Raw genomic sequence first — 21,835 nt, 5'->3', positions numbered from 1 at the left:
GTATGAGACGATGCTTTTCACAATATGTGAAAAGCATTTTTTTCTTTAGCTTATCATCGAAATAAGGGAGAAGATGTTCATGAGCAAGATAGTAATGAAGTTTGGTGGAACTTCGGTCGCGACAACCGAAAAAATCGCGAAAATTGCACATCGTATTAGTCGTGAGAAAGAAAAAGGGCATGACATTGTAGTTGTAGTATCTGCAATGGGTAAGACTACAGATGATTTAACTAACTTAGCTTTTGAATTATCAGAAGCACCAAATAAAAGGGAAATGGATATGCTCCTATCTACCGGAGAACAAGCAACTATGGCCTTACTTTCTATCAAATTACATGCGATAGGTATTGATTCCATTTCTTTAACGGGTTGGCAAGTAGGTTTGCAGACAGATGAAGTACATAGAAATGCAAAAGTAGTGAAGTTAGATGCAACTAAAATTTTGAATTTACTTGCTGAAAATAAAGTAATAATCGTCGCGGGATTTCAGGGAGTGTCCGAGTTAGATGAAATTACAACGCTTGGTAGAGGAGGGTCGGATACAACGGCTGTAGCAATTGCAGCTTCTATTGCAGCTGACATTTGTGATATTTATACAGATGTAGATGGTGTATTTACTTCTGATCCTAGGTTTATAACGAAAGCTAGAAAGTTAGCACAATTAGAGTATGATGAAATGCTTGAATTAGCTAATTTAGGAGCAGGTGTTTTACATCCTAGGGCAGTAGAATTTGCTAAAAACTACAATATTCCCTTACGTGTACGTTCAAGCTATAACGATGAAGAGGGAACGATTTTAAAGGAGGAAGTAGATATGGAAAATAACTTAGTCGTTCGTGGGGTGGCGTTTGAATCTGATATTGTACGTTTAACAATAGAATATGAAGTGGCATTTAATGGTTCATTAGCTTCTATATTTACTACTCTTGCAGCAAATCATATTAACGTGGATATTATTGTTCAATCCATTGTTGATGGTGTAAAACCTGCTGTTTCTTTTTCTATTAAAAAAGAATCGTTATCGGAAGCGATAACCGTTTTGGAATCCAATAAACAATTGCTTGGATTCACTTTTGCTGATTTTGAGGTAGGGCTTGCAAAGGTGTCTATTGTTGGTTCTGGAATGGTTTCCAATCCTGGTGTTGCAGCACAGATGTTTGATCGTCTTAGAAAAGAAAATATTCCGGTGAAGATGGTAAGTACATCTGAAATAAAGGTTTCTGTTGTCGTTCCACAAAATGACATGATCCAAGCTGCAAATGCTTTGCATGATGAGTTCGGGTTGGCACTTGTTTAATAAGAAAAACGAAAACGTCCTTTAAGTGCATCTTGTCTTCTCTATTTCTAGAGTGCTTTGGAAGAAACATTTGCTACACTATTACCGCGGGAATTTTTGTGGATTGAGAAGTGACTACGTCACTTCTCAATCCACTTTTTTCGATAATCTTGTGGCGGATGTTTGTCCGTCGCCTTCTTGAAATTTGTAGAGACAAGGTGCGTAAGGTTTGGTTAATGAGAGATTAGATACTTTCCTATTCTTTTAAAAGCGGACGAAGATACAATTTCGTCCGCTCAGCGCTTCTTTATACATGGAAGCTAGCTATTTTTCTCTAGTACCACCTACTCTAATCATACACCCACTGATTCATGTACACGGTGGACGGTAAAAGTAATAAACAAACAAGCCCTTAAATGAGTAAATGCACAGCTTATAAACCCTAAACAGAGTCCCTTGCAGCTATTTCCTTTATCTATTAATTAGAGATGTTCCGCATTGATGTCAAAAAATCTACAGAATGAGTAGGGAAAATAAAAAGTTTCGGGAATGTCAGACATTTCCGAAACCTTTTTATCTTTAATCTAAGCAAGCTATGTACTGTACGACATGTACATTGCTTTTGTTTTAAATGCAAATCGGTTAGTTTAGATAGTTGCTTTCAAGTCCCATTTGATCTGAAACGTAACAATTCCATTTTTCTTTACTTGTTCGTCGAAGCACTCTGCCATATACCCACCAATTTTTTGTTGTTGTTCGGCTAAAAATCCAGCTTCTAATCGATGGCTTCTACTAAGTCCGCTTTGTGGCAAATTATACGTTTCTAAAGTATAGTAGGCGGAATCCTTCGCTGTTTTTTCTAATTGCAAAGTACCCCAACCAGCTTCGTGAAAGAACGCCAAAGCTTCCTCCATTGTATACAGTGGAAACTTTCGGGCTAGATCTTTTCCGGCCCAGTATAAAATATCTTTTTCATGTTTTCCGAGAATAGAAGCAAGAACGTGATCTCGTATTAATTCATATCCAAAGGAAGTTACATGTGAATGTTCCTTTTCATTCAAGTAGCAACCCTTCTTTCTAAAAAAATGTCATTTGTACTTGTTTATTTTATCAGAAAAAAATTCAGTTGGTAAGAGTAATAGTTTGTGAAAAAGGAAACGAATCATTATAGAAAAATGTAAGCTTTAAGATTTTAGAAAAAAATAAAGATGCCTTGACGCTCTAAAATGATGAGAGTACAATGGATATGTCATAAATACGTAACATGATGATGTGAAAAAGTGGTGAATTCTATTGCTTTTTTACAATAGTATTCAAGTAAGCCAAATGGAAAATTGAGGGGGGCAACTGTTTTGTCGAAAAATCGCGAATTTTACTGGCGTCGATTACATTCACTTTTAGGAATAATTCCTGTTGGTTTGTTTTTGATGGTACATTTAGTAGTAAACCATTTTGCTACAAGAGGAGCAGATGCATTTAATAACGCATCGAATTTTATGGAAAGTTTGCCGTTTTTGCTTATAATGGAAATCTTCATAATTTATTTACCATTAATGTTCCACGCATTTTACGGAATTTACATTGCATTTACAGCGAAAAATAATCCGAAAAATTTTGGTACTCTTCGTAATTATTTATTTATTTTACAACGATTTACTGGAATTTTTCTTGTTGTATTTATTGCCTGGCATGTTTTTGAAACGAAGATTCAAACGGCAATCGCAGGGGATGAAGTTAATTTTGATATGATGGCAAATATTTTATCAAATCCATGGATGTTTGGCTTCTATATCGTTGGGATAGTAGCTGCTACATTCCATTTAGCTAATGGTATTTGGTCATTCTTAGTTAGCTGGGGCTTTACGCAATCACCTAAATCGCAACAAATTGTAACATATGTAACATTAGTAATCTTCTTAGCGTTATCTGTAGTTGGTGTACAAGCTCTATTAGCGTTTAGATAAGATCCTTCTACAAGTTCAACTACTATTAAATGAGGAGTGAGATAAGCATGGCAAAAAGTAAACTAATTGTTGTCGGCGGTGGATTAGCTGGATTAATGGCAACAATGAAAGCGGCCGAAGATGGCACGCATGTAGACCTATTTTCAATAGTTCCTGTAAAACGCTCACACTCTGTTTGTGCTCAAGGTGGTATTAACGGAGCTGTAAATACAAAAGGTGAAGGTGATTCACCAACAGTTCATTTAGATGACACTGTATATGGAGGGGACTTCTTAGCAAATCAACCTCCAGTAAAAGCTATGGCAGATGCTGCACCTGGAATAATTCACTTATTTGACCGTATGGGTGTTATGTTTAATCGAACACCTGAAGGGTTATTAGACTTCCGTCGTTTCGGTGGTACATTAATGCACCGCACTGCTTTCGCGGGAGCAACGACTGGTCAACAATTACTTTATGCTTTGGATGAGCAAGTTCGTCGATTCGAAGTCGATGGATTAGTTACAAAATTCGAAGGATGGGAATTCCTTGGAATAATAAAAGATAATGAAGGCGTTTGTCGTGGTATTAAAGCACAAAACCTTCAAACAATGGAAATTCGTGCATTCCGCGGAGATGCTGTTATTATGGCAACTGGTGGGCCAGGAATTATTTTCGGTAAAACGACAAACTCAATCATTAACACTGGTTCTGCAGCATCAATTGTATATCAACAAGGAGCTCATTATGCAAACGGAGAATTTATCCAAATTCATCCAACAGCAATTCCTGGTGATGACAAATTACGCTTAATGTCAGAATCTGCACGAGGTGAAGGTGGACGTATTTGGACATACAAAGACGGTAAACCTTGGTATTTCCTTGAGGAAAAATACCCTACTTATGGGAACCTTGTTCCACGTGATATTGCAACACGTGAAATTTTCGATGTATGTGTTAACCAAAAACTTGGTATTAACGGTGAAAACATGGTTTATCTTGACCTTTCTCATAAAGATTCACATGAACTTGACGTTAAATTAGGTGGCATTATCGAAATCTATGAGAAATTCACAGGTGATGACCCACGTAAAGTTCCGATGAAAATTTTCCCTGCCGTTCACTATTCTATGGGCGGATTATGGGTAGATTACGATCAAATGACGAATATCCCTGGATTATTTGCTGCAGGGGAATGTGATTATTCACAGCATGGAGCCAACCGTTTAGGAGCCAACTCTTTGCTATCTGCTGTATTTGGCGGTAGTGTTGCAGGTCCTAATGCAGTGAAATATATGAGAGGCTTGAATACTCATGCAGTAGATATGGACGATGTCATTTTTGATGCGGAAGTTAAACTTGAACAAGAGAAATGGGATCAAACGTTAGCGATGAAAGGTACTGAAAATGCTTACTTACTTCATAAAGAACTAGGTGAGTGGATGACAGATAATGTAACGGTTGTTCGTTACAACGACAAACTTGAAGCTACTGATAAAAAAATCCTAGAGTTACTTGAACGATACGAAAATATTAATATGGATGATACACAACAATGGTCTAACCAAGGTGCATCATTTACTCGTCAATTAAAAAATATGCTATATTTAGCACGTGTAATTACATTAGGTGCGCTTAATCGTAACGAAAGCCGTGGAGCACATTATAAACCGGATTTCCCGGAACGTAATGATGAAGAATTTATGAAGACGACGATGGCTAAATTTGATCCAGCTACTGGAGCTCCGATTTTCCATTACGAAGATATAGATGTATCACTTGTTGCACCTCGTAAACGTGATTATTCTTCTAAGAAGGGAGAAAATTAATAATGGTTACAGCAACAGCAACAGAAACAAAAAAAGTACAAGTTGAAATATTACGTCAAAATACACCAGAATCTACACCTTATTGGGAAAAATTCGAAGTGAACTGGCGTCCAAATATGAATGTTATTTCTGCGTTAATGGAGATTCGACAAAATCCAGTTAATACGGACGGTAAAGCTACTACTCCGGTAACTTGGGATATGAGCTGTTTGGAAGAGGTATGTGGGGCTTGTTCGATGGTAATTAACGATAAGCCACGTCAGTCTTGTTCTGCTCTTATAGATAAACTGACACAACCTATTCGTTTGGCACCAATGAAAACTTTCCCAGTTGTTCGAGATCTTCAAGTGGACCGTACACGCATGTTTGACTCTTTGAAAAAAGTGAAAGCTTGGGTTCCAATTGATGGTTCTTACGATCTTGGTGAAGGACCTCGCATGCCTGAACGTAAACGTCAATGGGCATATGAGTTGTCAAAATGTATGACTTGTGGTGTATGTTTGGAAGCATGTCCGAACGTTAATAGTGGTTCTTCATTTATGGGCCCAGCACCACTTTCACAAGTTCGTTTATTCAATGCACATCCAACTGGTGCTATGAATAAAGACGAACGTTTAAATGAAATTATGGGTGATGGAGGCCTTGCAAACTGTGGTAACGCTCAAAACTGTGTTGTTGCATGTCCAAAAGGTATTCCATTAACAACTTCTATTGCAGCATTAAACCGTGATACAACGGTTCAAATGTTCAAAAACTTCTTCGGAAGCGACCACATGGTTGACTAATAAAAGAAAAGCGCAAGCGCTTATTTCTAACCCGACAGGCAAATGAGTTTAGTGTAGGTCTGCGAAGTTCGCCACATCCTGTGGCAAAGCAGACATGACCCGCATCATGCGGGCCCAGGAGGCAGTTCCTCAGCCGCCGCAGTAATTTCACATTTGACCCCGAGGGGAAAGGTGCTGGAGTCTAGACAGTTTCTAAGTAGAATGGTTTTACTTTCTATGGGCTGTTAATAGGAAATCTGTGTAGAATATTTATTTCTATGCAGGTTTTTTATTTGTCTGATACAACAAATGAATAACCATTCATTTGTTTGGGGGGATTGTCACGATGAAAATTAGTTACATACAAGATTTAATGAGTTGGGAAAAGGAATTTACGTTTTATTCAGAAGTAAGTGTTCGTTTTTCTGAAACAGATATGTATGGTCATTTAAACAATACGGTGACGTTTGCATATTTTGAGTATGCCCGTATAGAATATTTAAAACATATACAGTTAATGAATGAATGGCTAAATCCGAATGGTGAAACGATTCCTGTGGTAGCTGATTTGCAATGTGATTATATGAAGCAAGTCTTTTTTGACGAGAAATTACGTATTTATGTAAAAGCAAATTCTGTTGGTTCATCATCCGCTGATCTTCATTACATGGCAAAGAATGAAAAAGGTGAAATCGTCTTTACTGGTAGGGGAACGATTGTTCAGATTGATAAAAAAACTGGAAAAGGTTCTAAATGGTCTGATGAAGAAATAAAAATTTTTAAAAAGTGAGCATAACTAGCCGTCACCTACTCTCCCTACGCTACATACGTTAGTAGAAGAGTGGATAGGGGGCTATGGCATTGTATGATAGTAATCAGCATCGATCAATACTGACGAACAGGGAACGTCAAATTTTTCAGTTATTAGTAGAAGATCATTCTACGAAAGAAATATCTATTCAGTTAACTATAAGTGAAAAAACAGTAAGAAATCATATTTCTAATACGATACAAAAACTTGGAGTATCGGGTAGGTCTCAAGCAATTGTTGAATTATTACGTTTAGGTGAATTGTCGTTGAATTAACCTTATTCTGCAGCTAAAGTCTGCTACAGAATAGGGTTAAAGTCTTCGGTAGATGTTGAAGATTTTGTAAAGAAGTTTATCTTTTGACCTCTACTAAAAATCTAGGCGAAAATACGCTGTGACGTAATTTATTTAGAATCCTTGCCATTTTCCTCAGAACACGTCACAATAATACTTAGTATGTATCGTTTTGAGGAGTGAAGGAACAGATGGCTGATGAAATAAAGAGTGTAAAACATAATCATGATGAAGTAGCTTTTTTAGAAAAAGAACTTAGACATATATCTGGTATTATAAAGCAAAAAGGGCGTCAAATGTTACATGCCTATACAATTACTCCCCCACAGTTTGTGGCACTACAATGGCTCTTGGAGCATGGAGATATGACAATTGGTGATTTATCAAATAAAATGTATTTAGCTTTTAGTACAACGACCGATTTAATTGATCGTATGGAAAAGAGTGCGCTTGTTCAAAGGATAAGAGATGAACAAGATCGTCGAGTAGTGCGTATACATTTGTTAAAAGAGGGCGAACGTATAATAGAAGAAGTAATTGCCAAACGACAACATTATTTAGAAGACATACTAGATCAATTTAATTCAAACGAAGTAGCGAATCTATCTACATTACTAGAAAAACTACACCAAGAGATGAAAAAGAACTGAGGAATTCAAGTGAAAGCCCCGATTGGCGTTATAGACTCTGGAGTTGGCGGTTTAACGGTTGCAAAAGAAATAATGCGACTATTGCCGAATGAAGAAATTATTTATATAGGTGATACGGCAAGATGTCCATATGGACCACGTTCTGAAGGAGAAGTACGCAAATTTACCTGGCAGATGGCAATTGCTTTGTCTAAAATGAATATAAAAATGCTTGTTATAGCTTGTAATACAGCAACGGCAGTAGCACTTAATTCATTGGGCAAAAAATTGCCTTTTCCAGTAATTGGCGTTATTTTTCCAGGTGCGCGTGCTGCTATGAAAGCCACAAAAAAAAATGAAATTGTAGTGTTAGGTACAAGCGGTACGATTAAAAGCGGAGCTTATGAAACTGCGATTGCTTCTTTAAATACGTCCAGTAAAGTGATTCCTCTCGCTTGTCCTACCTTTGTGCCTCTTGTCGAAAGCAATGAGTATGAAGGTGAATTTGCTCGTAATATGGTTATTAACACGTTATTACCATTAAAAAACGAACAATTCGATACTGTTATTCTTGGATGTACTCATTACCCTCTATTGCAACAATATATTGAGGAATCAGTTGGTCCACAGGTAATAGTACTCTCTTCAGCGGAGGAAACTGCCCAAGAAGTATTGGGATATTTAAACTTCCATCACATGCATAATCCAATTGTCGGCTATAAAAAACCGATATTTTATACAACTGGATCAATTCCCATATTCAAGACAATCGTAGAAAAGTGGTTAGAATTGCCGAATGCAGATGTAAGAACTATATCATTCACATGACCCTGTTAGCTTGAGAATCCTCGAAAAACGGGGTTTTCTTTTGCTTACATATCCGTTAAAAAGGAGAAATATATGACAACTAGAACAGATGGTAGAGAAGTAAATCAATTAAGAGATATACAAATTGAAACAGATTATTTAATTCATCCGGAAGGCTCCGTATTAATAACGGTGGGACGAACTAAAGTGATTTGTAATGCAACAATAGAGGACCGTGTACCACCTTTTTTAAGAGGACAAGGTAAAGGCTGGATAACAGCGGAGTATTCCATGCTGCCTCGTGCTACAGAATCACGCACACAAAGAGAAGCATCTAAAGGAAAGGTTACAGGTCGTACCATGGAAATTCAACGTCTAATAGGACGAGCATTGCGTTCAGTCGTGGATTTAGAAAGCATCGGAGAGAAAACGATATGGATCGACTGTGATGTTATACAAGCAGATGGTGGAACGAGAACGGCAAGTATTACAGGGGCTTTTGTTGCCTTAACAATTGCACTTGGAAAACTATACAATGAAAAGGGTTTACCAGTATTCCCGGTACGTGAATATTTAGCTGCAACAAGTGTTGGGATAGTAGAGAATATTGGTGTCGTATTAGATTTAAATTATGAAGAGGATTCTACAGCTTCTGTTGATATGAATATCGTGCAAACGAGCGGCGGGGAATATGTAGAGCTTCAAGGTACAGGTGAGGAATCCACGTTCTCCAAAAAACAATTGTTGGAGTTGCTGGAATTTGGAGAAATTGGTATTCAACAATTAATGGATGTTCAACGTGCTGCACTTGGTGAATTAGCTAGCAAAATTGGCGATAAAGGACAGGTAACAGAATGAAAAAAATAATTATTGCTACGAAGAATAAAGGGAAAGCAAAGGACTTTGAAGCACTATTCGGACCTCTCGGATATGATGTACTAACATTGCATGATGTGGCAGACGATATGGATGTCGAAGAAACAGGCACTACATTTGAAGAGAATGCATTAATTAAAGCGACAGCCCTTTCTGAGCGTTTACAAACGATGGTGATCGCTGATGATAGCGGACTTGAAATTGACGCTCTAGACGGCCGCCCAGGTATCTATTCTGCGAGATATGCTGGGGAAGCGAAAAGCGACGAAGCAAATATCGATAAAGTACTTGAAGAGCTTGTAAACGTGGAGGAACTAAATCGCACTGCTAGATTCGTTTGCGCGATTGCAATAGCATCTCCAAATTTAGAATCAGTAACCGTAAGAGGCACTTGCGAAGGTGTCATAGCAAAAGAAAGAAAAGGGACTAATGGATTCGGATATGACCCAATTTTTTATGTTCCTTCTGAAAATAAAATGATGGCAGAGCTATCCGGGGAAGAAAAAGGAGCAATTTCTCACAGAGGAAACGCGATTAAAAAACTTTCCGATCATCTTGCCGAATTATTCTAAACGAGAAGGTAATGGGATGAAGTTATTACTAATGAGTGATACACATGGTGACACAAAAATGATGGAACAGGTTATGCAGGTTCACCAAGATGTGGACGCTGTGATTCATTGTGGTGATAGTGAACTGGACTTTGCTTATTTTGAAGGTAAATCCATACATGTTGTCAAAGGGAATTGTGATGTTGATCCTCGCTTCCCTAATGATGTTACTTTTCAAGTGGAAAACGAAACAATCTATGTGACGCACGGACATTTATATCAAATCAAATCGACGCTAATGCCAATATATTATCGTGCACAGGAAGTACAAGCATCCGTTGTATTCTTTGGTCATTCCCATTTGCTTGGTGCAGAAGTAAATAATGGTATTCTTTTTGTGAATCCAGGTAGCCTACATCTCCCGCGTGGAAGAAAAGAAAAGAGCTATGCAATTGTAGAAAAGTTGGACAAACAATGGAAGGTATCCTTTTTTTCTGCAGAACATCAATTACTTGAACAAGTTCATTTTGAATGTTAAAGATATAAATGTGTTATTAATTTGTGAGTTAATCTAAGAATTCTACCAGGTTGCTTAGAGGTATTGAATCTCGCATATGGTATTAGACCGGGAGTAATATCTTTAATAACTAGGAGCAAAACATTTTAATAACTCAACTTTTTAAAAAAATACGAAATAGCATTGACTTAAAGTTATTATCATTATATAATAAATCTTGTCTTTCCTATCTGTGTGGTGGGGGAGTACTTGGTCTCAGTAGCTCAGCTGGATAGAGCAACGCCCTTCTAAGGCGTCGGTCGGGAGTTCGAATCTCTCCTGGGACGTAACGTTATATTTAGAGAAATAAGCACTTTCGCTTATGATTCAATTTTACAGTACTCGGTCAGTCGAGTTTCTGTACTAAAGAATTGTAGGTGGAGGTGTTTTTTTCTTTGTCCAAAAAGAAGGGGATATTTGATATTCAAATTGAACAAGCATTGACTGTGATTATAAAGCAACTTGAAGTAAGTGGCTGTCGTGAAAGAACGTTATACGATTACCGTACAATTGTGCATTACTTTATCAGGGAACTAAGTTGAATTTCTGATAGTTATAACCAGCGATGATATTTACACTTGGCTAGAAAAGATGAATGTCAAAAATACAACTAAATTAACACGTTTGAAGTGCTTCAAAGCATTTTTAGTACGTTATTTTGATAATGGATGGTTGACCAATAAGTTTTGGCGGTCAGAAAATATCAAAGTGGATACTGAAATTAAGGTAGGGGCAACAGATGAAGATGTAAATTTATTATTATCTGTTCTCGACTATATAAAATTCTTAGATTTGAGAAATGCCACAGCTGTTTTACTAATGTATCGTTGTGGATTACGGATTGGGACAATTGCACGTATGAATGAAAAGCAAATTGATTTTGTTTATCAAAGATTACAACTTGACGGAGAGGTTATGAAGAATCATAATGGATCAATTTTACATGTAGATGAACAAATGCTTTACCTATTACAAATAATTGTAAAGTAGAATAATCTCATCAGAGATGAATACAAAGAAGATAACAGTAATTTATTTATTACTATTATTAATAAATCAAGAATTTGTAATTTTACTTCAATAGAATACTTACTTCGAGCCATAAAAAATACTCCCCTAGATAAACAGAATTTTCTAATCTGTCTACCTAATGGGGAGCATATCGGTTCAATAACGAACAAGAGGTGCCCTATTTTTAACTAAAAAGCATTTGCGATTTTAGGAATAAGAGCTAATTTTTTGAATGACTAGTAGTATATTTTACGCGTACCATCAGTCGTTGTTACTTGGAAAAGCAAATGTTGACACGGATTCGCTGTTTTCTTCAAACCATTTTTCTGAAATGGTTTTGGTTTTGGTGAAGAAGCGGACTTGGTCAGGCCCAAACATATGCCCCTCGCCGAATCGAGAGCGTTTCCAACCAGCAAAGTTATGATAACCAACAGGAATTGGAATTGGCACGTTTACCCCAACCATGCCGACTTCAATCTCCGTTGTAAATTTGCGAGCGGCCGCCCCGTTATTCGTGAAAATTGTGACACCGTTACCGAGCTCATGTGCATTGATTAAGTCGATTGCTTCCTCTAATGAATCTACCCGAACGACGTTACGAGCAGGACCAAAAACTTCTTGCTCATAAATTTCCATGCCAGGTTTGATGTTATCTAATAGGGTAGGACCTAGATAGAAGCCGTTGGAATTTTCAGCGATGTCTGGGTTGCGACCATCGCATACAAGTGTAGCGCCTTCTTCTAGGCTGCGGTCGATAAAGCCAATGATCGCGTCCTTTGATTGCTTTGTAATAACAGGTCCAAAATCAACGTCTGAATCTGTGTATGGCCCCACTTTTAATTTTGAGATTTTATCAGCCAGTACTTCGACAAGGCTATTCGCTGTTTCTTCGCCAACGGGAATGATTGTGGAAATGGCCATACAGCGTTGGGAAGCGGCCCCATAAGCAGCTCCTAAAAATGCGTTTGCGACTTGTTCTAAATCTGCATCTGGCATGACAATCATATTGTTTTTGCCACCACCTAATGCCGTAACGCGCTTGCCGTATTTTGAACCGGTTGTGTAAATATAATCAGCGACTGCTGTGGAGCCGACAAACGAAATGGCTTCAATAGCAGGGTTTTCTAATAGCTCGTTGACCGCATCTTTGTCGCCATTGATGACTGTCCAAACACCATCTGGTAAACCCGCTTCTTTCCACAGTTCCGATAAAAATAATGCGGAGCAGGGCACGCGCTCGGACGGCTTTAAAATGACGGAATTGCCGACTGCGACCGCCATACTAGTCATGGCAAGTGGCACCATTACTGGAAAGTTGAATGGGGAAATCGCTGCAACGACGCCGAGTGGTACTTTTGCAGAATAAGCATTAATATCTCCGCCCACATTTACGGAGTATTCGCCTTTTAATAGGTGAGGTGCATTGATGGCTAAATCGACGGATTCTAAACCACGTGTGATTTCACCCTTGGCATCCTCGATTGTTTTACCGCTTTCAAGACAAATGATGTCGATAAGTGCATCTATACGATCGGTCATCAATTGACGAAACTTCATAACAATTTCAACGCGTTTGCCAACTGATAGGGCGCGCCAAGCTGGAAATGCTGTTTTAGCAGTTGCAATTGCGCCTTGCACTTCCTCTTTTGTTGCAATAGGGACACGTGCAATCACTGCCCCTGAACTTGGATTGAAAACATCTGAGAAGTGACCGCTTAAGCCTGCAACGATTTCATTATTAATAAAGTGCCCTAGTTCTTTTACCTCTGTATTCGTTACCATTCAATCATTTCCCCTTTGTGTTTTACGCATTTGGCAGTAGTTCATTTAAAGCGTGCGTAAGTTTTTCAACAATCAAATCTTTTTCTGCTAATGAAATAATCAGTGGTGGAGCGAGTGTTAAAGTATTGTTAAAGCCTGCAACCGTGACACCATTTTTTCCGATGATTACCCCTTGTTCTTTACATAAAGAAATGACTCTGTTGACAGCAGTTACATCAAGTGGCGCTTTGGTATTTTTGTCACTTACAAGTTCAATGCCTATCAATAAGCCTTTACCGCGGATGTTGCCCACATTTGGATGATTCTTTAAGCGTTCTTGTAGTTCTGCATGGAGAATTGCTCCCATTTCTTCTGAGCGAGCAAATAAATTTTCGTTTTCCAGAATTTCGATATTTTTGAGGGCAACTGCACAAGCCGCTGGAGAACCCCCGAATGTGTTGACGTGGCGGAAAAAGTCGTACTCCTCGCTCCCTGCAAAGGCCTCATAAATTTCGCGACGCACAGCTGTAGCAGATAACGGCATATATGCGCTTGTTAAACCTTTTGCCATGGTTACAATATCCGGCTGAATGCCATAGTTTTGGAAGCCGAATGCTTTGCCTGTACGACCGAAGCCGCAAATTACTTCATCGACAATGAGCAAGGCCCCATGCTTTTCACAAACTGCTTTTACGCCACGCAAATAGTCCGCATGTGGCATTATCACGCCGCCGCCCGTAATAATAGGCTCGAGTATAACGCCGGCAATCGTATCGGACATTTCCCACGTCATGACATTATCGATCGCCTGAACAGATGGTAGGGCAGCTGGCTCTGTATAATGATCTTCGTTTGCACGGTAGGTATCTGGTGGTGCAACATGAATGAAACCAGGTGCTAACGGTTCGTATTTATATTTGCGCTGTGCTTGTCCTGTTGCCGCTAATGCCCCCATCGTACTGCCGTGGTAGGCACGATAACGAGAAATAAATTTAGAGCGATTTGTGTGCCCTTTTTGCTGATGGTATTGACGTGCGATTTTGAAGGCGGCTTCATTCGCCTCTGAACCACTATTAGAGTAAAAAACAACATAATCATCGCCTAATAATTCGCTGATTTTTTCGCTTAGTTGAATGGCAGGGATGTGCCCAACGGATAGGGGAGTATAGGTATTTTCCAGTAATTGCTCGTAAGCGACCTTGGCTATTTCCTCTCGCCCGTAGCCAACGTTTACACACCATAAACCAGACATGGCATCTAAATAACATTTCCCATCAATGTCCGTTATCCACGCGCCTTTTGATTTCTGAATGATTGCCGTCGCGTTTGGGTTGTAGGGCTTCATGGAATGCCATACATATTGTTCATCTTTTACTTGCCAATTTTGACTCGTTAAATTCTTCATCAAATATCATCACTCCTTCATTTATCTTATGCTATCAATCCATCATTTATATTATTCTATAGCCAAATTACTCAGTTTATTCGGAAAAGTAGATTTGTACTCAATGTAAGATATATAAACTTTTAGTATTATATCCGTATATCCCGAATACACTTGCTTTATAGTTTTTATAATGAATCATTTATTAATAACTATGAAAGAGAGGACTTGCATATGTTTAAAAGTAATCGCAGTCGATTACAGGAGTTGATTGAACGATTTAGTCAATTTGGTGCAACTGTCAATGGAGGCGTAACCCGTTTGTCCCTATCAAAAGAGGATGTATTAGGGAGAGACTATTTTTGTGAAATATGCAAAGATTTAGGCATGGATATTCAAATAGATGATATGGCCAATATCTATGCGACTCTACCAGGAAAAAAAGATTGCCAACCAATCGTGATAGGATCACATTTAGATTCAGTTGAAAAAGGTGGCAGGTTTGATGGTGTCTTAGGTATTTTAACAGGCATAGAGGCGATACGAACTTTAAAAGAAAACGACGTTGAGCTCGATGTTCCATTAATGCTTGTGAATTTTACGAATGAAGAAGGTGCACGCTTCGATCCGGCGATGATGAGTTCCGGTGTACTCGCTTCAAAATTCAGTAAAGAAAAAATGCTGAAGTCTCTCGATAAAAATGGCATTACTTTTCAAGAAGCATTGCAGGCAAGTGGCTATGAGGGGGAGCAAGGAAGTCGTTTAACAGATGCGCTTGCTTATATTGAGTTGCATATTGAACAAGGACCAGTGTTAGCAGAAAAGCAGCGTGATATAGGTGTGGTCGAAGGCGTTTTAGGCATGGTGTGCTATGAAATTACCGTGACAGGTGAATCAAATCACGCTGGCACAACACCGATGTCGATGCGTAAAGATCCGATGATTGTGGCGTCTCGTCTAATTTCGTCTTTGCATGAGCAGTTAGGCAAAATTGACGAAGAGCTTGTGTTCACGTTTGGGCGTATGCATGTGGCACCAAATATCCATACAGTCATTCCGAAAGAAGTAGTGTTTAGCATTGATTCGCGTCATCAAAATCCCGCGGTGATGCGTAAAGTAGAGAAACTATTGACAGGCTTAGCTTTAGAGGAAAATGGTTGCCACATTCGCCCGGTCAAGCTATGGGGGCGGGAGACGGTATTTTTTGATGTAGCTATTTGCACTGAAGTGGAAAAATCATGTCATGAACTTAGCTATTCCTTCCATCGAATGTTCAGTGGGGCCGGGCACGATGCGCAGTATATCGCGAGCTTCATCCCATCAGCAATGATTTTTGTTCCAAGTATCAATGGAAAAAGTCATTGCGAGGAGGAAGAAACAACATTTGAAGACTGTGCCAAGGGAGCAGACGTGTTATTGGCAACCGTGTTGACACTACAAAAGAAGTTCAGCATGGGTGGCAAATACACACTAAATCAATGAACTAGCATATTACCAGATGTTAATAAAACTTACATTCATTAATGGAAAGGTGAGATTAATGTGAAAAAAATAATTACAGGTGGACTTATAGCGACAGCCTCAGATATGTACGAGGCAGATATTTTAATAGAGAACGGTAAAATTGTACAAATCGGCAAAAACTTATCAGCTGATGGAGCGGAAATTGTAGATGCAACGGGTAAATACGTGATGCCCGGGGGGATTGATCCTCATACGCATTTGGATATGCCGTTCAACAACACGGTGACAGACGATGATTGGAAGTCGGGTACAATCGCGGCTGCCTTCGGTGGGACGACGACCATTTTAGATTTTTGCTTATCTGCGGGTGAAGAAAAACTTGCGACGGCTGTGGAAAAGTGGCATGTAAAAGCAAAGGGTAAATCAGCCATAGACTACGGTTTCCATTTAATGATTGGTGATTTAACGCCTGAAACAGAAGACGAGTTACCGTTGATACTAGAGCAGGAAGGGATTACTTCAGTCAAGGTGTTCATGGCTTACGCGAAAGAATTCCAGGCGACAGACCGTACGCTGTTCAAAGCTTTTAAAATCGCAAAAGACATGGGTGCTGTTGTCATGGTGCACTGTGAAAATGGCTCAGTCATCGACGAATTAGTAGAGGAGGCGAAGCTAGCTGGTCAGACGGCGCCAATTTATCACGCACTGACGCGTCCCGCAGAATTAGAGGGTGAGGCCACGAAACGGGCCATTGAACTAGCGCATATTGCAGGAGCCAAGCTTTATGTTGTGCATGTGACGTGTAAAGAAGCGCTAGATGAAATTATCGCAGCGCGTGAAAAGGGCTATGATGTGTATGGGGAAACATGTCCACCTTATTTAACGCTCGATCAGTCAGCGTTAGGACAGCCAGGCTTCGAGGGGGCGAAATATGTTTGGTCACCACCACTTCGTCCGAAGTATCATCAAAAGCATTTGTGGAATGCGTTGAAAGCCAAGCAACTGCAAACAATTGGCTCGGACCAATGTTCATTTAGCTTTAACGGGAAAAAGCAATTAGGGTTAAATGACTTTTCTAAAATTCCAAATGGTGGACCGTTTATCGAAGATCGTTTCAGCATTTTATTTTCTGAAGGTGTGGTGAAAGGACGAATATCCATCCATGACTTCGTCGATATGATTTCGACAAATGCCGCAAAAATTTTCGGCTTATATCCACAAAAGGGAACGATTGCTATTGGTTCTGACGCGGATATCGTAATTTTTGATCCTGCGGTAAAACGTGAGATTTCAGCAAACACCCACCATATGAATGTAGACTACAACCCATATGAGGGCTGGGAAGTGACAGGAGAGCCTATCAGTGTACTTGTGCGTGGAGAATACGTCATTAAAAACAAACAATTTGTAGGCGAATTAGGCAGTGGCCAATATATCAAGCGTGCACTGCAGCCGACGACTGTACAAACTATCACCATGTAAACATCAATCCATGAGGGGGAATGTTTCAATGAACTCGCAACTCGAACGAAACTTTGTGGAAATGACTAGCAGGATGACAAAAAATGAAGCAATGGAAGAGGCTAATCGCTGTCTGTACTGCTATGACGCACCTTGCATTACAGCGTGTCCGACAAGTATTCAAGTTCCGAATTTCATCAAAAAAATTGCTTCCAATAATATGAAAGGTTCGGCCATGACGATTATGGAGGCAAATCCGATTGGTGCAAGCTGTGCGCGAGTATGTCCGACCGAGGTGTTATGTGAAGGAGCATGTGTGTTAAATTCATCGACAAAACCTATTAAAATAGGACAATTGCAACGTTATGCAACAGATTGGGCGATGGAATCAGACGTCGAGCTATTTAAGAAAGGTGAACCAAATGGACAAAAGGTAGCGATTGTTGGCGCAGGTCCAGCTGGTCTATCGGCGGCGCGTGAACTTAGTCGATTCGGCTATAGTGTCACAATTTTTGAAGCAGAAGCAAAGGCAGGTGGCTTGGGCAACTATGGAATTGTGTCATTCAGATTACCCAATAAAGTAGTGGATTGGGAAGTGGCTCAAGTTGTAAAGCTTGGTGTGGACATTAAAACAAACACAAGAGTAGGCGTAGATATATCTGCTGATGAAATTTTAGCGCAATATGACAGCGTTATTTTAGCGGTTGGTATGGGGGTCGTGCCTAATCTTGGCATTAAAGGTGAGGAGCTAGATGGCGTTCATGATGCCATTGAGTTTGTAAAGCGCACGAAAATGGGTGCACTAACGGAAGACTTAATCGATAAACGTGTTGCGGTTATCGGTGCAGGTAACACAGCCATCGATGGTGCAACCTGTGCTGTGCGACTAGGTGCGGAGCAAGTGGACATTCTTTATAGAAGAACAGAAAAAGAGATGACTGCCTATCAATATGAATATGAATTTGCCAAACAGGATGGCGTTGGATTTAAGTGGCTGACAGCGCCGAAACAGATTATTGGTGATGAGGCAGGGAAAGTAATGGGACTTGAATGCGTCAAGATGAAGCTTGGAAATGCTGGAGCAGACGGTAGGAAACGACCTGAAGTAATCAAGGGATCTGAGTTTGTTTTAGAGGTGGATGCGGTCATTAAAGCAATTGGGCAAACGCGCTTTGTCTCGCTTATTGAAGCGTTTAGATTACAGCATACAAACGGAGTAGTAGACATTGACGAAACGACTTTGCAAACATCTAATGACAAAGTGTTTGCTTGTGGAGATGTCGTGTTCGGCAATGGCCAAGGGGAAGCAATGGTGGTAACAGCTGCACAACAAGGTAAAGATGCTGCTTACACCATTCATAAGCATTTGAGAAAACCGAGCGAGAATGCATAGGGGGATGTAGCATGGCAGACTTACGAATTGACTTGGCCGGGATTAAATCACCGAATCCATTTTGGTTAGCATCGGCACCACCGACAAATTCGGGCTATCAAGTGCAACGTGCATTTGAAGCGGGCTGGGGTGGTGCAGTTTGGAAAACATTAGGAGAACCAATTTTAAATGTTTCATCGCGATTTGCGGCTGTCAGCTTTAACGGACAGAGAGTAGCGGGCTTTAATAATATTGAGCTCATTACGGATCGTCCGTTAGAGGTTAATTTACAGGAAATTCTTGAAACGAAAAAAAGATTTCCTAATCATGCCATTATCGCTTCATTAATGGTAGAGCCACAGCAGGAAAAGTGGCATGAGATTGTCAAAAAAGTAGAAGCTGTGGGGGTTGATGGTCTTGAGCTTAATTTTGGTTGTCCACATGGGATGGCAGAACGAGGAATGGGAGCTGCCTCTGGTCAAGTACCTGAATTGGTTGAAAAGCAAACGTACTGGGTGAAGGAGGTTGCACGTACACCTGTTATCGTAAAGTTAACGCCAAACATTACGGATATTACGATGACGGCAGAAGCGGCAGTGCGTGGCGGGGCAGATGCTGTTAGTATGATTAATACGATTAACAGCTTAGCGGGTGTCGATTTAGATTCATGGAATACGGTGCCGCATGTTGGTGGGAAGGGGGCACATGGCGGATATTGTGGTCCTGCTGTCAAGCCGATTGCACTAAATATGGTTGCAGAATGTGCACGGAATCCTTTCGTCAATGTACCAATTTCAGGAATTGGTGGGATTTCAAATTGGCAGGATGCTGCGGAATTTTTGCTGATGGGTGCAACAGGCGTACAAGTTTGTACAGCAGCGATGCACCACGGATTTAGTATTGTTGAAGATATGATTGATGGACTTAATAACTATTTGGATGAGAAGGGCATTTCCTCAGTGATGGATATAGTCGGGCAGTCGGTTCAACGTTATTCTAACTGGGGTGACTTAGATTTAAACTACAATATTGTTGCTGAAATTAATAATGATGTTTGTATTAATTGCAATAAATGCTATATTGCGTGTGAAGATACGTCGCATCAATGTATTGACCTGTACACAGAGAGTGGTCGCCCTATGCTAAAAGTACGTGAACAAGATTGTGTAGGCTGTAATTTATGCGCGATTGTGTGCCCCGTAGACGGTGCGATTTCGATGGTCGAAAGAATGTCAACTATTGCGCCAATGACTTGGAACGAACGTCAATCACTTATCAGCAATTTTACTCGATAAAAAAGTAGGGTGGATATCCGTTCTGACTGTGCTTTTTCATGGAGCGTCCGACGAGCGGCTTCGGGTCAACGGGATATTGGGAATGAAGACGTGGCACAGGACATGACGTTATTAGCCTTCGTTCCCCTAAAAGCCACGTTCAAAGGTCTCATCTAGGATGCCAAATGAAAAAAATCTTTAGTAGAATATGGTCCCAAGTACAGATTTTGGTGTAGAGCCATAAAAAAAGTAGGCAATTATTTGTGCGTTAACTGGAAATCTAATATAAGGGAGAGACATGTATGGCGAATGGTGGAGATTATTTAAAATCACCAGATTTACTTCCAGTAACACATCAAAAAAGAAGTATCGGGACATTTGGTTTTGCAGTAATTTGGATAGGGATGGCCATCGTTTTAGCCGCCTTTGCAATTGGTGGATCAGCTATTATGAATTTGTCATTGCCTATGTTAATTTTAGCGACTGTGATAGGTTCCGTTTTAATCGGTGTATTTATGACATTAATCGGTGACATTGGTATTGAGCACGGCTTATCCTTCCCGGTTTATATGCGTGCCCCATTTGGTACAATTGGCACGCACATACCATCCCTCGTTCGTGGGGTGACAGCTGCTTGTTGGTTTGGGCTTAACACCTATTTTGGTGCAATGGCTATCAATGGGATTTTGAATTTATTATTTGACTTTAATAATTGGTTTTTATGTTTCCTTGTTTTTGCGGCATTACAGTTAATTAACACCTCGCTAGGCATTAAATCCATTGAGCGCTTTGCGGATTTTGCTGCGCCGGTTATTATATTAATATCGTGCTGGATGTATATTACGCTTGCCGATCACGCAACGGCTCAAGGGAAAAATGTGTGGACTTGGATAGAATCACCGACGACAGGATTGGCAGCTTTTACAGCATTCATGGTTGTGATGATGGCGAACATGGGATTCTGGGCAACGTTAGCAGCAGATATGCCAACACTATCACGTTTCTTTAAAGCGCCAAAAAATGAACGCAATTGGTTCAAGCGCAATAAAACGCAGTTAATTGGCTCTTTAATCGTGATGCCGATTACCAATACATTTATGGTAACTATAGGTGCAGTGGCTTATATGGCAGTAGCATCTGCGGATCCGATAAATGCCTTGCAGCAAAGTGCAAGTGGAATTGTGTTAGGGGTTTTATTGCTAATGATTGTGTTAGCGCAATGGTCAACAAACACGTCCGCAAATGTTATTCCTGCGGCAACGATTTTCTCAAACATTGGCGGACCAAAAGTGCCATTCTGGGCTGGTGTTATAATAGCGGGGGTTATTGGAATTGTAGTACAGCCGTGGAGCTTATTTGGCGTATTAGTCGATGCGTTATTAATCATTGGCGGTATTTTAACAGCAATTGTGGGGATATTATTCGCCGATTATTATTTAATCCGTAAACGTCGTGTGAACGTAAAAGAACTGTACGAGTTAGACGGCCAATATAAATATATGAATGGCTTTAACTTGGCGGGATTAATCGCTTGGGTGATCGGTGGAGCTTTAGCGAATATGTTCCCAACGTATTCTTCATTGGTGGGCTTTTTCGTGGGGGCGCTCGTGTACTATGTCTTGGCGAAATATTGGTGGTTCAAAAAGTACCCGCAAGCCGAACTAGACGATCCTAGTGACGCCAAGTATTTGGGTATTACAGTTGGTCACGATTGGGACGATATCGTCGTGCAAGAAATTGAAGAAAAAAAGGCTGAATAAAAAAGTGGGGTGT

General features: G+C 40.0%; 21 protein-coding genes and 1 tRNA gene. 19 read left to right on the top strand and 3 right to left on the bottom strand.

Translation table 11 applies throughout. The features are described from left to right. The first annotated feature begins 79 nt into the window (after positions 1-79). Positions 80-1,297: an aspartate kinase gene (locus tag ACEPXG_RS11460; protein WP_391202337.1), complete on the top strand. Its 1,218-nt coding sequence runs from the start codon at positions 80-82 to the stop codon at positions 1,295-1,297. A gap of 626 nt (positions 1,298-1,923) precedes the next feature. Here the strand turns inward: ACEPXG_RS11460 and ACEPXG_RS11455 are convergent. Further along, positions 1,924-2,337, bottom strand: coding sequence for a YslB family protein (locus ACEPXG_RS11455; protein ID WP_391202334.1), 414 nt, complete (start codon positions 2,335-2,337; stop codon positions 1,924-1,926). Positions 2,338-2,628: 291 nt separating this feature from the next. Between ACEPXG_RS11455 and ACEPXG_RS11450 the strand changes: the two genes are divergently transcribed. The 13 genes from ACEPXG_RS11450 (at position 2,629) to ACEPXG_RS11390 (ending at position 11,325) form a co-directional block, all read left to right on the top strand. Beyond that, the gene (locus ACEPXG_RS11450; RefSeq protein ID WP_391202331.1) at positions 2,629-3,240 is read left to right on the top strand and encodes a succinate dehydrogenase cytochrome b558 subunit; all 612 of its coding nucleotides are present in this window, start codon (positions 2,629-2,631) and stop codon (positions 3,238-3,240) included. A gap of 47 nt (positions 3,241-3,287) precedes the next feature. Next, complete coding sequence (gene sdhA, locus ACEPXG_RS11445; protein ID WP_391202328.1) at positions 3,288-5,048, top strand: succinate dehydrogenase flavoprotein subunit; 1,761 nt, start codon at positions 3,288-3,290, stop codon at positions 5,046-5,048. Positions 5,049-5,050: 2 nt separating this feature from the next. Beyond that, entirely contained in the window at positions 5,051-5,833 is a 783-nt protein-coding gene (gene sdhB / locus ACEPXG_RS11440; protein ID WP_391202325.1) for a succinate dehydrogenase iron-sulfur subunit, read from the top strand. A 325-nt stretch (positions 5,834-6,158) separates the two neighbouring features. Beyond that, a complete protein-coding gene (locus tag ACEPXG_RS11435) occupies positions 6,159-6,602 on the top strand; it encodes an acyl-CoA thioesterase (protein WP_391202322.1) in 444 nt (147 codons plus the stop codon). A 65-nt stretch (positions 6,603-6,667) separates the two neighbouring features. Then, entirely contained in the window at positions 6,668-6,898 is a 231-nt protein-coding gene (locus ACEPXG_RS11430; protein WP_391202319.1) for a helix-turn-helix domain-containing protein, read from the top strand. Positions 6,899-7,107: 209 nt separating this feature from the next. Beyond that, the gene (locus ACEPXG_RS11425; RefSeq protein WP_391202316.1) at positions 7,108-7,566 is read left to right on the top strand and encodes a MarR family winged helix-turn-helix transcriptional regulator; all 459 of its coding nucleotides are present in this window, start codon (positions 7,108-7,110) and stop codon (positions 7,564-7,566) included. A 9-nt stretch (positions 7,567-7,575) separates the two neighbouring features. Beyond that, entirely contained in the window at positions 7,576-8,373 is a 798-nt protein-coding gene (gene racE / locus ACEPXG_RS11420; RefSeq protein ID WP_391202313.1) for a glutamate racemase, read from the top strand. A gap of 72 nt (positions 8,374-8,445) precedes the next feature. Beyond that, positions 8,446-9,210, top strand: a complete 765-nt coding sequence (rph, locus tag ACEPXG_RS11415; protein ID WP_391202310.1) for a ribonuclease PH — start codon at positions 8,446-8,448, stop codon at positions 9,208-9,210. Then, positions 9,207-9,800: an XTP/dITP diphosphatase gene (locus ACEPXG_RS11410; RefSeq protein ID WP_391202307.1), complete on the top strand. Its 594-nt coding sequence runs from the start codon at positions 9,207-9,209 to the stop codon at positions 9,798-9,800. The genes rph and ACEPXG_RS11410 overlap by 4 nt, the downstream gene beginning before the upstream one ends. A gap of 16 nt (positions 9,801-9,816) precedes the next feature. Beyond that, positions 9,817-10,317, top strand: a complete 501-nt coding sequence (locus ACEPXG_RS11405) for a metallophosphoesterase family protein (RefSeq protein ID WP_391202304.1) — start codon at positions 9,817-9,819, stop codon at positions 10,315-10,317. 231 nt (positions 10,318-10,548) lie between these two features. Continuing rightward, positions 10,549-10,622, top strand: a tRNA-Arg gene (locus ACEPXG_RS11400). Between the two features lie 108 nt (positions 10,623-10,730). Beyond that, complete coding sequence (locus ACEPXG_RS11395) at positions 10,731-10,877, top strand: hypothetical protein (protein WP_391202301.1); 147 nt, start codon at positions 10,731-10,733, stop codon at positions 10,875-10,877. Positions 10,878-10,926: 49 nt separating this feature from the next. Continuing rightward, positions 10,927-11,325, top strand: a complete 399-nt coding sequence (locus ACEPXG_RS11390) for a tyrosine-type recombinase/integrase (protein WP_391202298.1) — start codon at positions 10,927-10,929, stop codon at positions 11,323-11,325. Positions 11,326-11,607: 282 nt separating this feature from the next. Here the strand turns inward: ACEPXG_RS11390 and ACEPXG_RS11385 are convergent, their stop codons facing one another. Continuing rightward, positions 11,608-13,128, bottom strand: coding sequence for a CoA-acylating methylmalonate-semialdehyde dehydrogenase (locus ACEPXG_RS11385; RefSeq protein ID WP_391202295.1), 1,521 nt, complete (start codon positions 13,126-13,128; stop codon positions 11,608-11,610). Between the two features lie 22 nt (positions 13,129-13,150). Further along, positions 13,151-14,512: an aspartate aminotransferase family protein gene (locus tag ACEPXG_RS11380; protein ID WP_391209888.1), complete on the bottom strand. Its 1,362-nt coding sequence runs from the start codon at positions 14,510-14,512 to the stop codon at positions 13,151-13,153. Positions 14,513-14,725: 213 nt separating this feature from the next. Here ACEPXG_RS11380 and ACEPXG_RS11375 point away from each other — a divergent pair, with 213 nt between their 5' ends. The 5 genes from ACEPXG_RS11375 (at position 14,726) to ACEPXG_RS11355 (ending at position 21,822) form a co-directional block, all read left to right on the top strand. Then, a complete protein-coding gene (locus tag ACEPXG_RS11375) occupies positions 14,726-15,973 on the top strand; it encodes a Zn-dependent hydrolase (protein ID WP_391202293.1) in 1,248 nt (415 codons plus the stop codon). Positions 15,974-16,033: 60 nt separating this feature from the next. Beyond that, positions 16,034-17,437 carry a dihydropyrimidinase gene (hydA, locus tag ACEPXG_RS11370; protein WP_391202290.1) on the top strand — a complete coding sequence of 468 codons (1,404 nt, stop codon included), beginning with the start codon at positions 16,034-16,036 and terminating at the stop codon, positions 17,435-17,437. Between the two features lie 28 nt (positions 17,438-17,465). After that, positions 17,466-18,809 carry an NAD(P)-dependent oxidoreductase gene (locus tag ACEPXG_RS11365; RefSeq protein WP_391202287.1) on the top strand — a complete coding sequence of 448 codons (1,344 nt, stop codon included), beginning with the start codon at positions 17,466-17,468 and terminating at the stop codon, positions 18,807-18,809. Positions 18,810-18,820: 11 nt separating this feature from the next. Next, positions 18,821-20,083: an NAD-dependent dihydropyrimidine dehydrogenase subunit PreA gene (gene preA, locus ACEPXG_RS11360; RefSeq protein WP_391116226.1), complete on the top strand. Its 1,263-nt coding sequence runs from the start codon at positions 18,821-18,823 to the stop codon at positions 20,081-20,083. Between the two features lie 281 nt (positions 20,084-20,364). Then, positions 20,365-21,822: an NCS1 family transporter gene (locus tag ACEPXG_RS11355; RefSeq protein WP_391202284.1), complete on the top strand. Its 1,458-nt coding sequence runs from the start codon at positions 20,365-20,367 to the stop codon at positions 21,820-21,822. Positions 21,823-21,835: the final 13 nt, after the last annotated feature.

Origin of the sequence: Psychrobacillus sp. L4, assembly GCF_042944905.1 — a bacterium.
GTDB lineage: Bacteria > Bacillota > Bacilli > Bacillales_A > Planococcaceae > Psychrobacillus.
This window is presented reverse-complemented; position numbering and strand designations above follow the sequence as displayed.